Annotated in this window: 22 protein-coding genes, 1 tRNA gene and 1 pseudogene; 8 read left to right on the forward strand and 16 right to left on the reverse strand. The window is 43.4% G+C overall.

Annotated elements, in window-relative coordinates; genetic code table 11:
* Positions 1–27: 27 nt before the first annotated feature.
* Together V7L05_RS33350 and prfC are read right to left on the reverse strand one after the other, a co-directional pair.
* The gene (locus V7L05_RS33350) at positions 28–2,307 is read right to left on the reverse strand and encodes a M48 family metalloprotease (RefSeq protein ID WP_335170559.1); all 2,280 of its coding nucleotides are present in this window, start codon (positions 2,305–2,307) and stop codon (positions 28–30) included.
* A 264-nt stretch (positions 2,308–2,571) separates the two neighbouring features.
* Positions 2,572–4,200, reverse strand: coding sequence for a peptide chain release factor 3 (prfC, locus tag V7L05_RS33355; RefSeq protein WP_335170560.1), 1,629 nt, complete (start codon positions 4,198–4,200; stop codon positions 2,572–2,574).
* Between the two features lie 124 nt (positions 4,201–4,324).
* Between prfC and V7L05_RS33360 the strand changes: the two genes are divergently transcribed.
* The 3 genes and pseudogenes from V7L05_RS33360 to V7L05_RS33370 form a co-directional block, all read left to right on the forward strand.
* Entirely contained in the window at positions 4,325–4,684 is a 360-nt protein-coding gene (locus V7L05_RS33360) for a DUF4870 domain-containing protein (RefSeq protein WP_335170561.1), read from the forward strand.
* A gap of 385 nt (positions 4,685–5,069) precedes the next feature.
* Positions 5,070–6,050, forward strand: a complete 981-nt coding sequence (gene hemB, locus V7L05_RS33365; RefSeq protein WP_335170562.1) for a porphobilinogen synthase — start codon at positions 5,070–5,072, stop codon at positions 6,048–6,050.
* 191 nt (positions 6,051–6,241) lie between these two features.
* Positions 6,242–6,517 (forward strand): annotated as a pseudogene (locus V7L05_RS33370) (hypothetical protein); the annotation flags it as partial.
* On the opposite strand, the gene V7L05_RS33375 reads toward V7L05_RS33370, so the two are convergent.
* The 8 genes from V7L05_RS33375 to V7L05_RS34945 all read right to left on the reverse strand — a co-directional run bounded on the left by V7L05_RS33375 (position 6,490) and on the right by V7L05_RS34945 (position 8,888).
* Positions 6,490–6,675: a putative toxin-antitoxin system toxin component, PIN family gene (locus V7L05_RS33375; protein WP_335170564.1), complete on the reverse strand. Its 186-nt coding sequence runs from the start codon at positions 6,673–6,675 to the stop codon at positions 6,490–6,492. The pseudogene V7L05_RS33370 and the gene V7L05_RS33375 overlap by 28 nt on opposite strands.
* Positions 6,672–6,941, reverse strand: a complete 270-nt coding sequence (locus tag V7L05_RS33380; protein ID WP_335170565.1) for a hypothetical protein — start codon at positions 6,939–6,941, stop codon at positions 6,672–6,674. The genes V7L05_RS33375 and V7L05_RS33380 overlap by 4 nt, the downstream gene beginning before the upstream one ends.
* A 33-nt stretch (positions 6,942–6,974) precedes the next feature.
* Positions 6,975–7,217, reverse strand: a complete 243-nt coding sequence (locus tag V7L05_RS33385; protein WP_335170566.1) for a putative toxin-antitoxin system toxin component, PIN family — start codon at positions 7,215–7,217, stop codon at positions 6,975–6,977.
* Complete coding sequence (locus V7L05_RS33390; RefSeq protein WP_335170567.1) at positions 7,214–7,480, reverse strand: hypothetical protein; 267 nt, start codon at positions 7,478–7,480, stop codon at positions 7,214–7,216. Before V7L05_RS33390 ends, V7L05_RS33385 begins: the two co-directional genes overlap by 4 nt.
* Before the next feature lie 46 nt (positions 7,481–7,526).
* Entirely contained in the window at positions 7,527–7,715 is a 189-nt protein-coding gene (locus V7L05_RS33395) for a hypothetical protein (protein WP_335170568.1), read from the reverse strand.
* A 387-nt stretch (positions 7,716–8,102) separates the two neighbouring features.
* Positions 8,103–8,378: an HNH endonuclease gene (locus V7L05_RS33400; RefSeq protein ID WP_335170569.1), complete on the reverse strand. Its 276-nt coding sequence runs from the start codon at positions 8,376–8,378 to the stop codon at positions 8,103–8,105.
* A 127-nt stretch (positions 8,379–8,505) separates the two neighbouring features.
* The gene (locus V7L05_RS33405; RefSeq protein WP_335170570.1) at positions 8,506–8,718 is read right to left on the reverse strand and encodes a DUF6887 family protein; all 213 of its coding nucleotides are present in this window, start codon (positions 8,716–8,718) and stop codon (positions 8,506–8,508) included.
* Positions 8,715–8,888, reverse strand: coding sequence for a DUF6888 family protein (locus V7L05_RS34945; RefSeq protein ID WP_442937139.1), 174 nt, complete (start codon positions 8,886–8,888; stop codon positions 8,715–8,717). The genes V7L05_RS33405 and V7L05_RS34945 overlap by 4 nt, the downstream gene beginning before the upstream one ends.
* A 321-nt stretch (positions 8,889–9,209) precedes the next feature.
* Between V7L05_RS34945 and V7L05_RS33410 the strand changes: the two genes are divergently transcribed.
* From V7L05_RS33410 to V7L05_RS33430, 5 genes are all read left to right on the forward strand, one after another.
* Positions 9,210–10,193 (forward strand): alpha-ketoacid dehydrogenase subunit beta, encoded by a 984-nt coding sequence (locus V7L05_RS33410; RefSeq protein WP_292762059.1) that lies wholly within the window; start codon positions 9,210–9,212, stop codon positions 10,191–10,193.
* A gap of 123 nt (positions 10,194–10,316) precedes the next feature.
* Positions 10,317–11,735 (forward strand): protein translocase subunit SecD, encoded by a 1,419-nt coding sequence (gene secD, locus V7L05_RS33415; RefSeq protein ID WP_335170673.1) that lies wholly within the window; start codon positions 10,317–10,319, stop codon positions 11,733–11,735.
* Positions 11,732–12,709, forward strand: a complete 978-nt coding sequence (gene secF / locus V7L05_RS33420) for a protein translocase subunit SecF (RefSeq protein ID WP_335170571.1) — start codon at positions 11,732–11,734, stop codon at positions 12,707–12,709. Before secD ends, secF begins: the two co-directional genes overlap by 4 nt.
* A 73-nt stretch (positions 12,710–12,782) precedes the next feature.
* Positions 12,783–13,196 (forward strand): hypothetical protein, encoded by a 414-nt coding sequence (locus V7L05_RS33425; RefSeq protein ID WP_335170572.1) that lies wholly within the window; start codon positions 12,783–12,785, stop codon positions 13,194–13,196.
* 92 nt (positions 13,197–13,288) lie between these two features.
* Positions 13,289–13,759, forward strand: coding sequence for a GNAT family N-acetyltransferase (locus tag V7L05_RS33430; RefSeq protein WP_335170573.1), 471 nt, complete (start codon positions 13,289–13,291; stop codon positions 13,757–13,759).
* Here the strand turns inward: V7L05_RS33430 and V7L05_RS33435 are convergent.
* From V7L05_RS33435 to V7L05_RS33460, 6 genes are all read right to left on the reverse strand, one after another.
* Positions 13,722–14,663, reverse strand: coding sequence for a sensor histidine kinase (locus V7L05_RS33435; protein WP_335170574.1), 942 nt, complete (start codon positions 14,661–14,663; stop codon positions 13,722–13,724). The genes V7L05_RS33430 and V7L05_RS33435 overlap by 38 nt on opposite strands.
* A gap of 143 nt (positions 14,664–14,806) precedes the next feature.
* A complete protein-coding gene (locus tag V7L05_RS33440) occupies positions 14,807–15,415 on the reverse strand; it encodes an L-threonylcarbamoyladenylate synthase (RefSeq protein WP_335170674.1) in 609 nt (202 codons plus the stop codon).
* A 58-nt stretch (positions 15,416–15,473) separates the two neighbouring features.
* The gene (prmC, locus tag V7L05_RS33445) at positions 15,474–16,364 is read right to left on the reverse strand and encodes a peptide chain release factor N(5)-glutamine methyltransferase (RefSeq protein ID WP_335170575.1); all 891 of its coding nucleotides are present in this window, start codon (positions 16,362–16,364) and stop codon (positions 15,474–15,476) included.
* A 25-nt stretch (positions 16,365–16,389) separates the two neighbouring features.
* Positions 16,390–17,208: a Tic22 family protein gene (locus tag V7L05_RS33450; RefSeq protein ID WP_335170576.1), complete on the reverse strand. Its 819-nt coding sequence runs from the start codon at positions 17,206–17,208 to the stop codon at positions 16,390–16,392.
* Positions 17,209–17,786: 578 nt separating this feature from the next.
* Positions 17,787–17,860: transfer RNA gene (locus tag V7L05_RS33455), tRNA-Pro, on the reverse strand.
* A 298-nt stretch (positions 17,861–18,158) separates the two neighbouring features.
* Positions 18,159–18,710, reverse strand: a complete 552-nt coding sequence (locus V7L05_RS33460) for a GNAT family N-acetyltransferase (protein WP_334952920.1) — start codon at positions 18,708–18,710, stop codon at positions 18,159–18,161.
* Positions 18,711–18,802: the final 92 nt, after the last annotated feature.

Consider the following 18,802-nt stretch of genomic DNA (forward strand, 5'->3'; position numbering starts at 1 on the left):
CAATGCCCAATGCCCAATGCCCAATAACTAACCAGTGAGAAAAACGTATGCGCCCCAAGCCTGTGCTGCAACTGCCAAAAAAATAGACCAAATGGGATGAGCGCTATGAATGGTTTTACCACTTTGAGTTTGCAGGGTTTGGATATCGATCCAAGGTGTTGCTCCTCGCCGGAACCAACCTGTGACGATAATTTGCCGACCAATCAAATCTTGGTGATTGACTGACTGTCCGAACCAAGAAATGTGGTGTAATTTCACCAAGCCCGCGCTCGATTGGAAGATTAAATCTTGTGCTAGGGAGTTGCTAGTGCCTTGACGACCTAATAGTTTGCCCACAAGACGCACGCTGATGCTGTCAATGGGTAAGGCAGAAGGGTCAGATAACAGGTTGGGTAAGCAGTCGTCAGTTTGCACTGTGGCGGGTTTAATATCGGGGAAGAAAGGATTAATCCGCATCACCGTACCAATGCTAAAGCCAATCAGAAGACAGCCTGTAATAAAAGACCAATCTTCATAGATCCACTTTAGATTTAAAAATTTGAGTGCGAATGCTAGTTGCCACGTTAGCCAGACCAAAGCTGCAAACAGAACCCCTAGAGGAATTCCCAACCAGGGAGCAATTTGTAATAAGAAAGACTGACGCTTAACCTTTGATGGTTCGCTTGTAAAATGCAGCTCGGTGTCTAGATGCCAGTGACGGGCTATTTGGCAGAGGCGTTCGATGCGATCGCCTATTAAAGGATGGCTATTATTAATCGTAAACCATCGGCGATAGGGATTGGCACTATCCCACTTCAAAAAGGATTCAAAAGATAAATTACTGGCAATAGTACCTAAAGAAAGGCTCTGTTGGTGGCTAACTGGTGTCAAGAGATTTAAGCTTTCCAGTTGCCAACTGGTGTGTTCTTCTCTTTGGATATCAGCTGCAATGCCAATGGCAATTTTGAGTAAGGCACGAATCAACGCATTGGGATTACCAGTAATTTCAGCAGCGACGCGATCGCTATAATAAAGCCGCAACCGCGACAACCACAATCCAGTCCCAGTCAGTAAACACCAAACTCCATAAATTAGACTAGCCAGAATTGTCACCGGCGATCGCCAAATTTTCCCTGATATTTTGTCTCCCAACTCCGACACTTGCTGATATAGCTTATGAGTTGGTAGTGTCACCAGCAGCAACAAAGACATCACAGCAAAATCCCAGTGAGCAATATGCCCTAGCTGCGTAGCGTAGATAATGGCGATTTCATCATCTGCTAGTTGTTCTAATAGCCCTTGACTCACAACAATCCTGGCATTACGTGGTAAACTACCATAGGTCAGGATAATTGGTGCAGCCATTGGTAAAATCCGCAGCTGGGGTAACGGCCAGTGTCGCTGTTGGCAGCAACGTTGTAGCACCCGGACGGCTTCGCGGCTATGAGCATTCAATACATCTTTGGGAAATTCTCGCTGACCATACAACTTCGCCAGTAGCAGATCCAGCAACCAAGGTGATATTGCAATCAAAATCACCAACACTATTAGCAACAATTTAGTCGGGTTGCGGTATAAAAGCTGCAACGGCTCCAGATAAGGTAGTTTTACTAAAATCTGGTTAATAAATCCCATTGCTAACTTTAGGATTTCCCGCATCACCCAAAACAGGGCGATAAATGTTCCTGCTGACAGTAGCCGCAAAGGAATTAATTTCGGTTTACGTAGGGGTTGCCATGCTCTGGCGCGTTGTGCTTGCCGCCAATAAATAACGCCGAATAATTTGGCTTGAGTGCGGGTAACAGAACCCATAAAGCCGTTTAGGGGCGCAGCAGGTGGTGGTAGTGGTGTCGCTACTGTCGCTTTGAGTCTAACTAGTGGCACCATCGGCGGGGTGTCGTCGCTCTTGGTTTCTATTACTTGCTCATTTGGCTTTTCCTCGAATGTCGGAGTTTCCGGGGGAGTAACTGGGGTTGAATCTGGGGTTGAATCTGGGGTTGAATTATCAAAGGCAACAAATCCAGTTTCGACATTTTTTGATTCTTGATCAGGTTTTTTACGTTTTGTCAGGTGTTCGAGAGCGCGTGTTGCCCACTCTTGAACTTGGGGATTGTTACTCTCAATGAGATTCTGGGAAATAGCGATCGCTTTGGGAACTTCGCCACTACGAGCATAAGCCATCACTAAACCAACCTGGGCTTGTAAGCTAGCAGTCGCATTACTTTGGCTGCTAGCAATCGGTTGTAGTTGAGCGATCGCTGTTTGGTAATTTCCCTGCTTGAGGGCAACTAAACCAGCCTCCAAAGACGGTTTGGCGTGTGAAGGCATACAAATTCTGGCACTCCAATCTCTTCTAAGTGATCCACGTTTAGGCAGAAGCGCGAACCTCGGATGCCGTGGAACTCAACCGCCCCCAGTTAAGCTTGTCAACCAATTTTGGATTTTGGATTTTGGATTTTGGATTGACCCCGATACAAGGTTACTTTCGGATTTTAAATTGAAGATTTTGGATTTGTTCCGCCCATTAGGGGCGAGGTATGAACCAAAAAATAATCTAAAATCTAAAATCTAAAATCTAAAATTCCTACTGAATTATTCCTCCACTGGTTGTTGACTAGAAAATACTGGAGCGATCGCGCTTAATTTTAACTCTGGATGGTCGCCCAATAACTGTTGACAATTCCATTCATTGCGGAATAGCAACACTGGGCGTCCCATACTATCTTTAACTGTAGTGGTATTGAATATTCGTCCCACTTTTTCTAATGCTTCCCAACCACCCTCAACCCAACGGGCGACAGTGTAGGGCAATACCTCTAGTAGGGTTTCTACGCCATACTCATTTTGTAAGCGGAACTGTACCACCTCGAATTGCAACTGACCCACCGCCGCCAAAATTGGATCGCGCTTGGCTTCATCAGTTGAATACATAATTTGCACAGCACCTTCTTCGCGCAATTCCGCAACGCCTTTTTGGAATTGTTTAGACTTCGAGGGGTTGGGATTCCTGAGCGTCGCAAACAGTTCCGGCGAAAAATACGGAATGCCCTCATATTCGAGCTTTTGTCCCGTGTAAATTGTATCCCCGATCGCAAAAACACCGGGATTGTTCAAACCGATCACATCGCCAGGATAAGCCACATCAATCGATTCCCGCTCTTGGGCAAAGAGTTTTTGCGGGCGAGACAGACGGATGGATTTACCAATGCGGGCGTGATTCACCATCATATCTTTTTCAAACTTACCAGTGCAGACCCGGATAAATGCGACGCGATCGCGGTGTTTCGGGTCCATGTTCGCTTGCAGTTTGAAGACAAATCCCGAAAATTCCGGGTATGTAGGGGCAACTTCGCCAACACTGCTGTAGTGAGAACCGGGTTTGAGGGCATAGTCAAGGAAGTACTTGAGGAATAACTCTACACCAAAGTTAGTCATGGCACTACCAAAGAACACAGGCGTCATTTTGCCTTCGTGTACCAACTGCAAATCTAACTCTGGCCCAACTCCTTCTAACAGTTCCAGATCATTTTTTAGTTGGTAGTACAGGCTTTGTTCTAGCTGTTCTTCTATTCTCGGATCACCTAATTCCACAATCGTATCACGGGCTTCTCGGCTACCGTGGGCGCTGCGTTCAAACAGGTGAATTTGTTGCTTGTGCCGATCAAAAACACCTTTAAAGCGATCGCCCATACCAATCGGCCAATTAACCGCATAGGTTTGCAATCCCAATTCTTGCTCAATTTCATCCAACAGTTCCAGAGGTTCCCTGCCTGGGCGATCGAGCTTGTTGATAAATGTAAAGATCGGGATACCCCGCAACTTACACACTTCAAACAATTTCCGGGTTTGGGGTTCCAAACCTTTTGCCGCATCAATCAGCATCACGGCATTATCGGCGGCGGCGAGAGTGCGATAAGTATCTTCACTGAAGTCTTGGTGTCCGGGAGTGTCTAATAAATTTATTTGACAGTTCCGGTATTCAAATTGCAACACTGTCGAGGTAATAGAAATACCCCGTTGTTGTTCCATCGCCATCCAGTCAGAGGTAGCCTTACGCTGCGCCCGTCGCGCCTTAACCGCCCCAGCTTCGTGAATTGCACCTCCGTACAGGAGTAGTTTTTCTGTTAGTGTCGTTTTACCCGCATCAGGGTGAGATATAATCGCAAAGTTGCGGCGAAGTTCAACCGCTTGAATAAGTTCAGACTCAAGTTCAGTAGACATAAGTGTATTTGTTTGTTAGCAAGCTTAATTTTTTTTGACTCTAGCAAGTCTTTTAATCTTAAGACAACGATGCTCATGATAGGGTCGTAATATAACCAACAATCTGACTAAATAGGAGAAAAGAATGTACGACACAGACAAGCGAAAGCTTCTATCCGCCTTGTCACATGGAGCGATTTTTTTCAGCACGACATTGGTATCTGTAAGTATACCTATCGCCATACTGCTCGTATCTGATGATCCTGTTGTTAAAGAAAACGCTAGAGAATCGATCAATTTCCACTTTAACGTCTGGCTTTATGGAGGAATTCTCGGAGCGCTGTTTTTTCTATTCGGTTGGTTAGTGTTACCTCTATTATTGTTGGGGCCACTAGCCGGTCTGGGATATCTATTGCACTGGGGATTAACAATTTGGGCACTCGTCGGAGTTTTCAGCAATCCTGATATACCCTTCCGTTATCCCTATATTTTCCGAGTTTTTTAACACAAATTTATGAGGATTGGGCATTGTCAGTTATTTGTTACCAAGTACAGCTTTGCCTAAGTTCGTAGTGAATGGAATAAAACAAACTTTGCGCTCCTCTGCGCCCCTTTGCGCTTAAAGTTCAACCCTCAATTCGCCAGTATTTTATCAACAGACAGTCTTACCATTTTGAATTTTGAATTGCTTCGTATGTTATTTTTTTTCCAGTCCGTCGGATAGGTGCAACCAAGCTGTAGAATACAAAATTGCCCCACAACTTGATTAAGAGTAGGGCAAGGGACAGTTAAGCACTGTTTGTAGTCTGTCCGACGGCAGGAAAATTTTAGCCTGCTTTTGTGACGCTTTGTTTTGTGTCCATTTGCGTTGTTTTTCTTCATAAAATTTTATGTTTCCTATACATCGCCCCCGCCGTCTGCGTACCCATCCCCAACTCCGCCGGATGGTTCGTGAAACTGTTTTAACAACAAGCGATTTAATCTACCCACTATTTGCCGTACCAGGTGAGGGAATCGCTAATGAGGTGAAATCGATGCCCGGAGTCTACCAACTTTCGGTAGATAAAATTGTCGAAGAAGCAAAAGAAGTTTATGACTTAGGAATTCCTGCGATTATTCTATTTGGTATTCCGGCTGATAAAGATGTGGATGCCACTGGCGCTTGGCATGATTGCGGTATTGTCCAAAAAGCAGCGACGGCGGTAAAAGCAGCAGTGCCAGATTTGATTGTAATTGCTGATACTTGTTTGTGTGAGTACACTAGTCACGGTCATTGTGGTTATCTACAAGTTGGTGATTTGACGGGACGAGTTTTAAATGACCCCACCCTGGAATTGCTGAAGAAAACAGCAGTTTCTCAAGCGAAAGCTGGTGCTGATATCATCGCGCCTTCGGGAATGATGGATGGCTTTGTCCAGGCAATTCGTCTGGGTTTGGATGAAGCCGGATTTCAAGACACGCCGATTATGTCTTATGCTGCTAAGTATGCTTCGGGTTATTATGGGCCATTTCGGGATGCGGCAGACTCGACACCACAATTTGGGGACAGAAGAACTTACCAAATGGACCCAGGTAACGCCCGTGAAGCCATTAAAGAGATTGAATTGGATATCGCAGAAGGGGCTGATATGCTCATGGTTAAGCCAGCCTTGGCATACATGGACATTATCTGGCGCGTGAAGGAAGCGAGTAATTTACCAGTTGCGGCTTACAATGTTTCTGGTGAGTATGCGATGGTGAAAGCTGCGGCTCTTAATGGTTGGATTGATGAGGAGCGGGTGGTTTTGGAAACTTTAACTGGGTTTAAACGCGCTGGCGCAGATTTGATTTTGACTTACCATGCCAAAGATGCGGCGCGATGGTTAAAGTAGGCTAGGTATATTGAATACTAAGTTAGTGGGAAATCTCACGCAGAAGCGCAAAAACGCAGAGTTGTGTTTTAGTGTTTGGGCGTGAGATTCTTTTAGGACTTACGTAAGAGTTACGGAATAACGAACCACAGAGGCGCAGAGGACACGGAGAAATAGGAGTTTGAGAGATATTTTGCGTAAGTCCTATCTTTGTATTTTTGCTCAACTTTGATTGGCGTACACAAAACGAGTTTCTTCTAGATGTTGCTAAACAACTCTACGAGTGTGAGCAACTATTGCCGCAAGATTTTTCGCGTATTGCTGAGTTGAATACTCAGTACAGAGATTTACCAGGGGATTTTGCAGATTTATCCTTGATTGTCATTTCGGAACGCTTAGATATTGCTGCGATGCCTGCGGCGGGCTACGCCTACGCTACTTTGGATAGTGATTTTAATATTTATCGTCTTTGTTGTAGTCGTAGTTGAAATTTATCACGTTTTAAAGTTGTTTCTAGTTCTAATAATAAAAATTCAGAAGCAAATATATTAATTTGTTGATTTCTTGCTAAACGCAAGGTTTTACCAGGAACACCTCCCCACAACAAGGCTGAAATCCAAACATTTACATCAAGGATAACTCTCATGGATTAGACCATAACTCCTGTCTGACATCCTTAACAATTTCACTAATTTCTTCTAGCGTGGGTTGATTTGGATCGGGTTCTAATTGTTCAAGACTTTGTAAAAAATCATCTAAATCTATATTTTGCTGAGTAATTTTTTCTAAAACAATACAATTTTCCTTTAGAATTATTCTGTATTCATCACCAGGTATCAGTTGAGATTCAATTTCTGCTGGGAGATTTATTTGCTTTTCATCAGTGACTCTGATAATTGGATCTGTCTGCATAAGTTTACTCCTTTATCGCATTATAATGAATACCTAATATATCAGCCCAAAGTTTTTGTCTTTTACTGTAGAAAGCAACTCTTTTACAGTTGTATTCAAAGCATTTATTTTTGACTGAAATTTTTGACGTGCAAGTATTTCTTCAACATCTGCGAGGATAGGCTCAGAAGTATAAATGGTTATTTTATTTGCTGCTGCCAAATCGAAAATTCGACCTGGAACACCACGCCAAAGTAAACCAGAAACCCAAACATTAACATCTAAGACAACTCTCATGTTTTAGAGCGTCGTTCCCGTCGCATTTCTTTGACCATCTCACTAATTTCTTGAAGAGTAGGTTCATCGGCATCTACTCCTAAAGTTTCGATTTTTTCTGATAATTCCGCCCAACTCAATTGTTTACTAATTTTTTTGAACACAATTTCTTCTTCTGTAACTAAAACTTCATACTCAGTAGAAGGCTGAAGCCTCACCAACACCTCTGGCGGGATTTCGAGTTTTCCTTCAGCCGTCACTTTGGCAACAATATTTGTATTCATAGTTTAAATTTTTCCTCTTTCATAAATTTTATCCTCATCTCCCCCTTCATGCTAGAACCCTAATTTCCTTAGCCGGAACTCCACCTTCTTCTGCTTGAGTACGCTGTAGAGAGTCAAGTAGTTGCTGCTTCACTTCTGGCTTTAGTTTTTTGCCTTCATCGGGGTCAATCAGTAGAGATTGAATGGTTTCAGCAACAGTTTCCTGGATTAGTAGCTTGAGTTCTTCAATAGTCAAATCTTTGACTTGCATGGGGTCGATAAATAGTAACTGTTACCTTACTATAGCAATCCTAAATTATTCGTAAGAGACAAGTCTGTATAAATCAACTCCGTATCTATTGCAGTTATACGTGGCAGTTTAGGCAACTTTCACCTCCAAGGTTATTATGAATATTTCCTTGTTATGAAGCGCCTGTTTTTCTGAATTTTACAAGGTTTCTATAGCAATCCTAAATCATTCGTGAAAAGTTAGATCCCCGACTTCTTTGAGAAGTCGGGGATCTGGACACCGAGAATTTTCATAAATCAAGTAAAGTCAGCGACCCCCTCACGAGAGTCGCTGCTCTCCAGAACCGTGCTTGATACTTTCGCATCATACGGCTCCTCAGTGACTCAGTGTTTGTCACACATACCGCATTACCAACATATCCTCTTCCCAGAACCAATCTAGTTTTGAGGTTGGCTTAGGCTTGACACTATTACAGTCAGATTTTGCGCCCGTACTGCCATCGGTGGCAGTTTTTATATCATGGCAATGTCTGTGAAGGAGTTGCCAATTGTCATAAGAATCCTTTCCAGCTTGCGATTTTGGGATTTTATGGTCAACTTCTATCACATCATTTTCACGGAGATACAATTCACCAAGATTTTTGGGTAATTCGATGACTTGTGTGTACACCGTAGCCCCGCAAGCGAGGAGAGGGGGCTATGACGTATTTCATGTGATTAGGAAACGCTATCGCTGATTGTCCCCGTGATAGTGGAAGGCGATCGCTGATAAAATTTTGTGGGAGGGTTGCGATCGCTTAAGCTTGCTTTCTTAGTTTTTCTAAGTTCTGTTGATGCAACTCTGGGAAGTTTTCTAAATCATCTATTGACTGTGGAGCAGGGAAGATTACAGCGTCTTCAGAGGTGAATCTATCTAAATAAGTTTCAAAGGCTTGATCATCTTCTCTGTGGTCAAGGATATATTGACGCAATTGGGCACGGGGCATTGTCATAAAGTCTGGCTTACTCATACATATCTCCACTTCCCGTTTAGGTAAATTATAATTTCATTTTCTTGACCAGCGAGAATTACAATATTTTTTGTTCGTTCATCGATTCGCACTAAAAACACAGGTAAATACATTTTAGTAGCCCAAAAACTTAAGATAAACAACGTTTTCAATTGTTCTACAGTAGGCATATTTAAATTATTGCTACAACAGATTTTGTACTTTGGCGTCACTTCAGTTAGGTTGGTATCTTTCAACTGTAAAGTTATCTAAACACATTTTATGCAGATTGTCTCCGTGATAATACAGAAATAAGGGGTTGGACTCGTTTGCCAGAGTGGGAGGCGATCGCTCCTAAAACCGATAAAATCTATTTGATATAGTTATGGGAATTACTCGCTCTGTGCTAGGGGCGGTTTATGCAAACAATCTCTAACTAGTGCGATCGCTCACCGTATTTGCGACAGCAGCACGATAAAATTCTAAAACCATAATCGTACTAAAAGGTCTAAATGGCAGAAACACTATTCTTCAACGCCTTACGGGAAGCCATTGATGAAGAAATGGCGCGTGACTCCAGCGTATTTGTTCTCGGTGAAGACGTCGGACACTACGGCGGTTCCTATAAAGTTACCAAAGACCTGTACCAAAAATATGGTGAACTCCGCGTTCTAGACACCCCCATCGCGGAAAATAGCTTTACCGGTATGGCCGTAGGAGCCGCGATGACTGGGTTGCGACCGATAATCGAAGGTATGAATATGGGCTTTTTACTGCTCGCCTTCAACCAAATAGCCAACAACGCTGGAATGCTGCGCTACACTTCTGGCGGTAACTTTAAAATTCCGATGGTAATTCGCGGTCCTGGGGGTGTCGGACGACAACTAGGGGCGGAACATTCCCAGCGACTAGAAACCTATTTCCAAGCTGTACCAGGGTTGAAGATTGTTGCCTGCTCCACACCAAGAAACGCCAAAGGACTACTAAAATCCGCTATCCGCGATGATAACCCGGTATTGTTCTTTGAACACGTTCTGCTTTACAACTTGAAAGAAGATTTACCAGAAGAAGAATATTTACTCCCCCTAGATAAAGCCGAAGTTGTGCGTCAAGGAAAAGATGTCACTATTATCACTTATTCACGGATGCGGCATCATGTGCTGCAAGCGGTGAAAACTTTGGAAAAACAAGGTTATGATCCAGAAGTTATTGATTTAATCTCGCTCAAGCCATTAGATTTTGATACCATTGGCGCATCAATACGTAAAACCCATAAAGTGATTGTGGTGGAAGAATCGATGCGAACTGCGGGTATCGGAGCAGAAGTCATCGCTTCAATTAATGATCGCTTGTTTGATGAATTAGATGCGCCAGTACTGCGGCTTTCTTCCCAAGATATCCCCACGCCCTACAACGGCAACCTGGAACGACTGACAATCGTCCAACCAGAGCAAATAGTAGAAGCTGTGGAAAAAATGGTCGCGTTGCGAGTCTAGGGAGTAGGGAGTAGGGAAAAAATTCAACTACTACTCCCCATTCCCCACTCCCCATTCCCCACTCCCCATTCATAACTGTACAAAAGAAAGCTATTATAGCCTTTGTCAGTTGCGAGTTATGGTATGCAAAGACAGCGATCGCTTTTAATTTTGATTGTAGTCCTGATAATCGCCGCCATTGTGGTGATTAACACAATTTCGATTCCGCTAGGACTGGACTTGCGCGGAGGCTCACAGCTCACAATTCAAGTGAAAACAACACCGGAGATTAAGCAAATCACCGACCGCGAATTGGAAGCCGTGAAAAAAATAGTTGAAGGTCGCATTAACGGTCTTGGCGTTTCGGAACCAGTAGTACAAACTGTAGGCAAAGATCAAATCCTAGTGCAGTTACCCGGAGTCAGCGATCCACAGCAAGCTGAACGGGTTCTAGGGGGTACAGCGCAGTTAGAATTTCGCACGCAAAAGCCTGGTACGGAAACCCAACTGTTTGCTTTCCAATCATCACGAGCTGAATTGAAAGCCAAGCAGCAAGATGTGATCAAGAGTAACGATCAAGCAGCAATTCTCAAAAATCAGCAAGATTTGCAGAAAAATAATCAAGCGATCGCTGAATTGTTTGAAAGCACAAACCCCCCACTCGCAGGGAAATTCCTCAAAGATGCAGCCGGTGAACCCACTCAAAACAACAATTGGAATGTTGCCATTCGCTTCGACCAAAAGGGTGGTGAACTGTTTGCCGAACTGACGAAAAAACTTGCCGGTACAGGACGCAGCATTGGTATTTTTCTAGACAATGAACTGATCAGCGCTCCGAGTGTCGGGCCAGAATTTGCTGCTAGTGGTATTAGTGGTGGTGCTGCTGTAATTACAGGTAGGTTTACCGCCCAAGAAGCCAACAACTTAGGTGTGCAGCTACGGGGTGGTGCTTTACCCTTACCAGTGCAAATCGTCGAAAACCGCACTGTTGGGGCAACTTTAGGTAAAGATAGTATTCAACGCAGTATTTACGCTGGTAGTGGCGGATTGCTGTTAGTATTGATTTTCATGTTAGTTTACTACCGACTACCAGGGTTAATTGCCGACTTTGCTTTGATTATCTATGCGCTATTGACCTATGCCACCTTCGCTTTGTTAGGCGTGACATTAACTCTCCCCGGTATTGCTGGGTTTATCCTCAGTATCGGCATGGCAGTTGATGCTAACGTATTGATTTTTGAGCGCACCCGTGAAGAACTACGCGCTGGTAAAACTTTATATCGTTCTGTAGAGGCAGGATTCTACCGAGCTTGGTCTAGCATTTTAGATAGTCATGTCACATCATTAATTTCTTGTGCGGCACTGTTTTTCTTAGGAGCAGGTTTAGTTAAAGGCTTTGCTTTGACATTGGCGCTAGGCTTGGGGGTAAATTTGTTTACTGCCATTACTTGTAGTCGCACACTGCTGTTCCTATCATTGCAATTTCCCAACTTGCGTAAGCCAGAGTTGTTTTGTCCTAATCTCTCAACGTCAATTAAGTCTGGTGCGGAGGTGCAGTCATGAAATTTAGTGTCATCAAACAGCGAGGATTATGGTGGACAATTTCTGCCACCCTAATGATTATTGGCATCGTGGCGATGGTGATTTCTTGGCAACAACTAGGCGCACCGCTACGTCCCAGTTTAGATTTTGTTGGTGGTACGCGACTACAATTTGAACGCGATTGTACACAACCAAACAACTGCACTCAACCGATTGATATCTCTGATGTCAGGGAAGTAGTTGATGCTCAGAAGCTAAATAATAGTAGCATCCAAGTTGTTGGTCAAAAGCAACAGGGAATATCCATTCGTACAAAGACATTAGATGTCGAGCAACGCACCCAGTTGCAAACAGCTTTGACTGAAAAAATTGGAGCCTTTGACCCGAAAGCCACCCAAATTGACACCGTTGGCCCGACACTTGGTCGTCAACTATTTTCCCAAGGTTTATTAGCTCTGGTTGTCTCCTTCGCGGCGATCGTTGTTTATTTGAGTGTGCGGTTCCAGGTGGACTATGCCGTAATCGCAATTATTGCCTTATTCCATGATGTTTTGATTACGCTGGGTGTTTTCTCAATCTTGGGATTAGTAGCAGGTATTGAAGTTGATAGCCTTTTCGTCGTTGCTATTTTGACTATTACTGGTTTCTCGGTGACAGATACCGTGGTCATCTATGATCGCATTCGAGAAATACTGCATCTACATCCTAACGATCACATTGACAAAGTTGTTGATGATGCAATCAATCAAACTTTAACGCGATCAATTAATACCACGTTTACCGTTTTACTAACATTATTTTCCCTATTCCTATTTGGCGGCGAAACCCTGAGAAACTTTTCTCTAGCTTTGATTATTGGCTTCACGATGGGCGCTTATTCAAGTATTTTCATCGCCGGTTCTCTTTTAGCTTGGTGGCGAGAGCGCAAGGGTGAAACAAGCGTGGGAAACAGCCCTGAATCGATTGATACATCTGCCAGTTCCCAGGATAGTTAAAACTTGTGTGTATTTCGCAATTGGGTTAAAGCATTTTGAATTGCTCATCTATGCTTTGCAATTTTAATCCCCTATGGATCAACCGAAAGAACCATTAAACAATGTCCCAGACTTTGAGAAATCTGACCCATTGTTTGCTCAACAAGTACAAAGGCTACATCGGCTGACAGTATATGGGAGGTGGCTTTTTGTCGGCTGTTTATGGCTGACCATTGCGCCTCTTAGCTTGTGGGGTCTACGTGCAGAAATTTCTTTGTGGCAACAATATTTTACCTGGGTAGCAGTGAGATATGGACTTTTCTACCATCCACTGTCTACTTTCGGTTTAGCCTTTTGTATTGGGATGACTGCTGCTGTTTTAGTTTGGCAAAGTCGGAATATCTTACTTGGACTACCACAGCACGAAAAACAACGTTTAGAAAAACAAGTTTATCGGATACGTCAACAGGGAGCAACTCATCCTCTGTGGAAGTGGGTTTGTCAATAATTTTTGTTTCTCGTTGCATATACACGTACAGCAATTTCTAGCAAAATAGGACTTAACTATACTAAAGATACTGCCAAAAGTGGATGCCATAGATGAACGAGTCTCAGATTCAATTTAATGACCGCAAGTCCGAAATTAACCTTTACCAACTCCAAGAACTGTTAAACGTTTCAGCTTTCTGGGCAAAAGGCCGCAGTATTGAAGATTTAAGTATAGCCATTGCCAATAGTGAGCCAGTAATTTCCGTCTGCGATCGCGATCGACTCATTGGCTTTGCTAGGGCAACATCTGATGGCATCTATCGCGCCACAATTTGGGATGTTGTCATTCATCCAGAGTATCAAAGTAGTGGGCTGGGAAGCAAGTTAGTAGAAACCGTTCTGAGTCATCCCCGCATGAGGCGGGTTGAGCGCGTTTACCTGATGACTACTCACCAGCAGGGTTTCTACGAAAAGATTGGTTTCCAGCCCAACACCACCACTACGATGGTGTTACACAACCTAGCTAACCTTGCTTTCATTCCTACTACAGAAGATCAGCTTCAGGAATCACTAGGGGGATAGAGATTTGGAGTCTGGTAAGCTGCACAGGTGGTTCCTTCGCAATGGTTAAGGGCAGGATTTCTAATTTTCCTCCCATAACTTCTGCCAGGGTCTGATTCATTAATAGCCTCATTCCTGGGGACAAAGCAGCGTTTTTTTGGTCAATCTGAGTCAGATGATCTTCAGATTTGATCAAATCAATCGGCTCGCTCCAGAGTATGGCATGGGTTGGTACATCCAGCCAAATGTTGACAAAATTATTCGTAGGTAGACTGCTGCTAGAAATATAGATGCTGCCTTCCTCCATTTGAGTAATAGCAGTGTCTATTAAACTTATCAATATTTGGCGGAGCCAGAGGTAATCTGCCAAAACATAAATTTCTGGGTCGGTGGGTAACAATTGCAAGGGAAAATTGCGATTTGCCGCCAGCATATAAGTTAAGTTATAAACCTCTGACAAAATTTCGGCTAACGGTCTGGGCTGAATATCTAATTTATTAGTACCGTGTTCAGCTCTTGCAACGTTGAGAATTTCATCCATCAATTTCAGCAACTTCAGGGTTCGCTCCTGAGCTTGGGCAATAAATTCTCGCTCTTCAGCCGGATCTTCACACAAATCTGACAAAATTAACTGATGCAAGCCAATCAGACCATTGAAAGGCGATCGCAATTCATGGGTAGTCCGCGCCAAAAAACCAGCTTTAAACTGGCTCATTTCCCTTGCCATTTGGTATGCCAGCTGCATTTGTTGTAGCTGTTGCGATATTGGTGGCATATCCTCTTGATCTAATAGCGCTACTGGGGATGAGCTAGATGAAAAGTTTGACGATGCCTGCTTTGGGCGTAGCCATCGTACAAATAACTGACGGAAAACCATACCTAGTGCTATTCCTGCTCCTAGATATATCCAGTTGCTCGAATTCATAATCTAGCAATTATTAACTTGTAAATTGACACAACAGCGCAAACTAAAGTTCAAGATTTATCGTAAATTAAAGGGTTTAAGTCCCCTCTTTTACAAAGTATTGTTAACTGTTGTTCAAATCAGGAAAACAATATTATAGCTACCTATATCTGCTTATCACTCGATAAATCTAACTTGATCGCACCTTGCCGCAAAATCTGCCAATTTATCCCTGTCCATTTAGCAACGGTGGAAGGTACACCCACCCCTGGTATTTCACCCTGGTATTCTGTCGTTGCTAGAGTCAGAACCTTGGGAAACTGAGTCTCAATTTCTGCCATTGTTTGCAAAGGGGGTTGACCAGAAAAATTGGCGCTAGTGGTGGCAAGAGGGCCTGTTTGCGCCAAAATAGTTTGAGCGATCGCACTGTTTGGTACTCGGATACCAATTGTCGTCGGATCGATGGGGTTCATAACTTTTGGCAGGCGTTTACTCGCTGGCAAAACTAACGTCAGCTCTCCTGGCCAATATTTATCTGTTAGTTCTTGCCAAACTTTATACTCATTCTCACGACCTTTGACATACAGCCACAAATCTTCAGCACTAGCAGCCATCAAAATCAAAGGTTTGTCTTGACTACGTTGCTTCGCCGCAAAAATTAATCCTGCTTTTTCTGGTATCGTCGCCAGTGCCGGAACAGTATCGGTGGGAAAGCTCACCAAAAGTCCAGCGCGTGCGCCAGCAATTAGATTTGTTAGAGAAACTTGTGTCATGTTTATCGGTTCCGGCATGGAGCATTTTTCCTATTCCCTATGCCCCATGCCCTATTTCCTAACTTTTATAAGCAAGGGCAAAGCGTTCAATTCCAGCTAAATCAGCATGAATTTGAATTTTACAATAGCTACCTTGATTTTGCAAAAGTTCTCGCACTGCGTCCGCCTGTCCTGCCATCATCTCAATTAACCACACGCCACCAGGTTGCAAATAGCTGGGAGAAATTTCTATCAAATGGCGAATGCAATCTAAGCCATCAGCGCCACCATCCAAAGCTAGATGTGGTTCATGGTTAACTACTTCTGGTTGCAAAGTAGGTAAGGTGCTGGTGGGTATGTAAGGGGGGTTCGACACCATACCACTGAACTGACCTTTTAACAATGCCAGTGGCTCCCACCAGGAACCTTGATAAAATGTAATCCGGTCAGCAAAACCCAAATTATCGGCGTTGGCTTGAGCGATCGCCAGTGCTTCTAAACTGTAATCAACTGCATGAATTGTCGCTTTTGGCAAGACATCTGCTAATCCCAGTGCGATCGCTCCACTCCCAGTCCCCAAATCTGCCCAGTGTCCTGAAGTATTACTAGCAGATGCTTCAGCTAAATCAATTAAGCTCTCTGTTTCTGGTCTGGGAATCAAAACCGCACTCGACACCGCGATTTGAAAGTGACGCCAAGGTGTAACTCCGGCAATATACTGCACTGGTAAGCGGTCATTTAATCGCCTCTGCCATAACTGGTCTAACTCTTCTAGCGGTAATTGCAGCTGAATTTGCGGCCAGTTTTTAAAAGACTCCAAACGGAGTGCCAAACGGTCTAACCCAGCAACTTCTAACAGTAGCCAATCTACCTCCGTTGGTGGAACATCAGAGGCGATCGCTGCTTTAATAGCTGCATTCCGCCACTGCCAAAGTTGTAAACCAGAAACTATCAGATGTTTCTCCCCCATGCCTCAACCTTGGAGTGCATATCCGTTATTTTTTCGGAGCGATCGCAGGAGCGGGCTTGGTAGCTGGTGATTGATTCGGCGCAAGCGATCGAATAAAATTGATCGACTCCCGCGATGGATACAGAACAATTTTATTTATACCTGGATCGTTGCTACTATTGAGAGCCTCCAGAACACCGTACAAATCCACCACCTGAATCTCAGTGTTGTCTGCTTCCTTGGGCACGGCTTTTTTGAATTGGTCTAACAGAGCCACTGCTTGTTCTTTTTCAAAAAAGAATGGGATTAATCGCTCGTTGCCTTTTGGAACCGGAATGGTCAAATAACTATTATCTTTCTTAAATTTGGGTACAAATAAAGGAATACCATTGAATTGCTTTCCTTGTTGACCATTCTGATTCAGCATACTTGTTGCCGAAGCTACCTGTTGTTGCGTCGGCACTAAAGTATAAATTACAGAGTCTGATTTCTTTTTGCTTTCTTGGACTATTTTATAGTAGTCTGCCAAAGATAAAGGTCTTACCTGTAGCGTGCTTGCCAACTGGGGATTTTCTTTTTTGAGCCGATTATCAAGGAATTTTTGAGCATCTTGCTTGCTAATAAAAAATCCCACTTGCGAGATCGTCTTGGATTCGTTTTTCCTCGAAAGAACTACGAATTCGCCTTTAGGATTGGTCAGCGTGAATACGGGTACTTCTTGGAGCTTTTTCACTACCTGATCTTGTGGTAACGCGATCGCCTCTAGATTGCCTATTCCTGGTAGATTCCCTATTCCTGAAAGTCCCGCTAAAAATACACTGCCAGCTATACCCAATGTTGCGCCCAATCGAATAAATGATTTCATGACTGCTCCTCGCATCAATAGTCCAATTAAATTAAACAAATGGTTGGATTTGCACAGCACCAACTAGCTTCAGTTATATAGCAATATATTTCAGTTGTGAAAAATTCATTGTGCGCGTTGAGGTTGAGTGTTAACCGTCAACGGTCAAAATCCAATATTCCGCAACTATTTTGGGTTGCTATAGTATCGTTTTCACAAATTGACTGTGCTAACGTTGTGTTTTTCTCGCTTTCACTTCGCTATTCACCGGGAAATACCGTAGATGCCTATTATATGTCTTCTCAAACACTGAAAAATCTCTCCATCTCTGGAACCTTGGAGATGATAAACGCCATTTTATCGGCTTTTTCTAATATCGGGTGACGCTATTAGTTAATCAATCGTTCCATCTGCGCTTGCTTTAATATCTTTTTAAATCTATATAAAGCTCAGTGTCACTTAAGTACGAAATTTGCCTGTTAGCCTTCAACAGCAGAACAGCCTAATTGTTCTTCTCCGTAAAAATATGCAATTAAATTACATATCTTAGCAAAAAAACTCTAGTCAATCCGCTCTAACTGTTAAGTCTATTAATTAAATCGGGATGACAGGATTTGAACCTGCGGCATCCTGCTCCCAAAGCAGGCGCGCTACCAAGCTGCGCTACATCCCGGTGAGATTTATCTACTTTTTTGGTTTGGTTTTAACTTACCATCAAAGCGATCGGGCTTTCGCAAAAGCATTAATTCAATCATATCAGATAACACGGCTTATGCCTAATCTTTTTCATCTTTTGCAAAAACAAGATAGATTACATTCTTACACTGACAAAGGTTTTTTGCCGACTTAGTTTTACAAGAGATATACTTGTTCGTTCGTCGGCTGAACCTTGCAAAACCACATCAAAATAATAGATTTTCACTATTATACCTGATTTTGTTGTGCGAATCGGGTTTTATTTTGATTGATATCTAGTGAGGATACCAGAACATGCCTTTGATGCCTTCTGGATCAGCCATAAACCCCATAGTTCGGTAGAAATCTACAACATGGGGGTCGGCGAAGAGAGTGACATTACTAATTTCTTCACTCCTAAGTTTTTTGAGAACATATTTCATCAGTGCCTTGCCCAGTCCTTGACTTTGAAAGTCTGGGTGAACCACCACATCCCAAATAGTGGCATTAAACGCGTGATCTGAGGTAGCGCGGGCAAAACCAATGAGCCGCTTTTGGTTTCCTCTCACCTGCCACATTGAGGCGACAAGAAAACTATGCTCAATAGCTTTTTTCACTTTTCTTAGAGGACGACGCGACCAACCAACTGCATCACAGAGTTCTTCTAGCTCATATAGGTCAATGTCTCGCTCCGTGCTGAAGACGATGCGAGCCTCCTTTGAAGAAGCTTCGCTAATGCTGCTGGAGTTGGAGTTGCCCGCAGTTTGCGCTGTATGCTCTTCAAAGGGGTTTGTCCTAGTTGTCGCTACAGATTCAGGAGTACTAAACCAAGTTTTCCAAAAACCCATGCCAACGTGGTTCGGGTAGTATAACTTAATTGGTTTCCACTCTCAGGAGCGTTGATTCACGTTTAACATAGCTACCTCCATTTACTACCCCT

It is taken from the genome of Nostoc sp., from assembly GCF_036917755.1.
In the GTDB taxonomy this organism is placed as follows: domain Bacteria; phylum Cyanobacteriota; class Cyanobacteriia; order Cyanobacteriales; family Nostocaceae; genus Nostoc.

Excerpts from the sequence above, each read along its gene's own strand:
- V7L05_RS33350 (WP_335170559.1), bottom strand. The coding sequence starts at position 2,307 with ATGCCTTCACACGCCAAACCGTCTTTGGAGGCTGGTTTAGTTGCCCTC.
- prfC (WP_335170560.1), bottom strand. The coding sequence starts at position 4,200 with ATGTCTACTGAACTTGAGTCTGAACTTATTCAAGCGGTTGAACTTCGC.
- V7L05_RS33360 (WP_335170561.1), top strand. The coding sequence starts at position 4,325 with ATGTACGACACAGACAAGCGAAAGCTTCTATCCGCCTTGTCACATGGA.
- hemB (WP_335170562.1), top strand. The coding sequence starts at position 5,070 with ATGTTTCCTATACATCGCCCCCGCCGTCTGCGTACCCATCCCCAACTC.
- V7L05_RS33375 (WP_335170564.1), bottom strand. The coding sequence starts at position 6,675 with ATGAGAGTTATCCTTGATGTAAATGTTTGGATTTCAGCCTTGTTGTGG.
- V7L05_RS33380 (WP_335170565.1), bottom strand. The coding sequence starts at position 6,941 with ATGCAGACAGATCCAATTATCAGAGTCACTGATGAAAAGCAAATAAAT.
- V7L05_RS33385 (WP_335170566.1), bottom strand. The coding sequence starts at position 7,217 with ATGAGAGTTGTCTTAGATGTTAATGTTTGGGTTTCTGGTTTACTTTGG.
- V7L05_RS33390 (WP_335170567.1), bottom strand. The coding sequence starts at position 7,480 with ATGAATACAAATATTGTTGCCAAAGTGACGGCTGAAGGAAAACTCGAA.
- V7L05_RS33405 (WP_335170570.1), bottom strand. The coding sequence starts at position 8,718 with ATGAGTAAGCCAGACTTTATGACAATGCCCCGTGCCCAATTGCGTCAA.
- V7L05_RS34945 (WP_442937139.1), bottom strand. The coding sequence starts at position 8,888 with ATGCCTACTGTAGAACAATTGAAAACGTTGTTTATCTTAAGTTTTTGG.
- V7L05_RS33410 (WP_292762059.1), top strand. The coding sequence starts at position 9,210 with ATGGCAGAAACACTATTCTTCAACGCCTTACGGGAAGCCATTGATGAA.
- secD (WP_335170673.1), top strand. The coding sequence starts at position 10,317 with ATGCAAAGACAGCGATCGCTTTTAATTTTGATTGTAGTCCTGATAATC.
- secF (WP_335170571.1), top strand. The coding sequence starts at position 11,732 with ATGAAATTTAGTGTCATCAAACAGCGAGGATTATGGTGGACAATTTCT.
- V7L05_RS33425 (WP_335170572.1), top strand. The coding sequence starts at position 12,783 with ATGGATCAACCGAAAGAACCATTAAACAATGTCCCAGACTTTGAGAAA.
- V7L05_RS33430 (WP_335170573.1), top strand. The coding sequence starts at position 13,289 with ATGAACGAGTCTCAGATTCAATTTAATGACCGCAAGTCCGAAATTAAC.
- V7L05_RS33435 (WP_335170574.1), bottom strand. The coding sequence starts at position 14,663 with ATGAATTCGAGCAACTGGATATATCTAGGAGCAGGAATAGCACTAGGT.
- V7L05_RS33440 (WP_335170674.1), bottom strand. The coding sequence starts at position 15,415 with ATGACACAAGTTTCTCTAACAAATCTAATTGCTGGCGCACGCGCTGGA.
- prmC (WP_335170575.1), bottom strand. The coding sequence starts at position 16,364 with ATGGGGGAGAAACATCTGATAGTTTCTGGTTTACAACTTTGGCAGTGG.
- V7L05_RS33450 (WP_335170576.1), bottom strand. The coding sequence starts at position 17,208 with ATGAAATCATTTATTCGATTGGGCGCAACATTGGGTATAGCTGGCAGT.
- V7L05_RS33460 (WP_334952920.1), bottom strand. The coding sequence starts at position 18,710 with ATGGGTTTTTGGAAAACTTGGTTTAGTACTCCTGAATCTGTAGCGACA.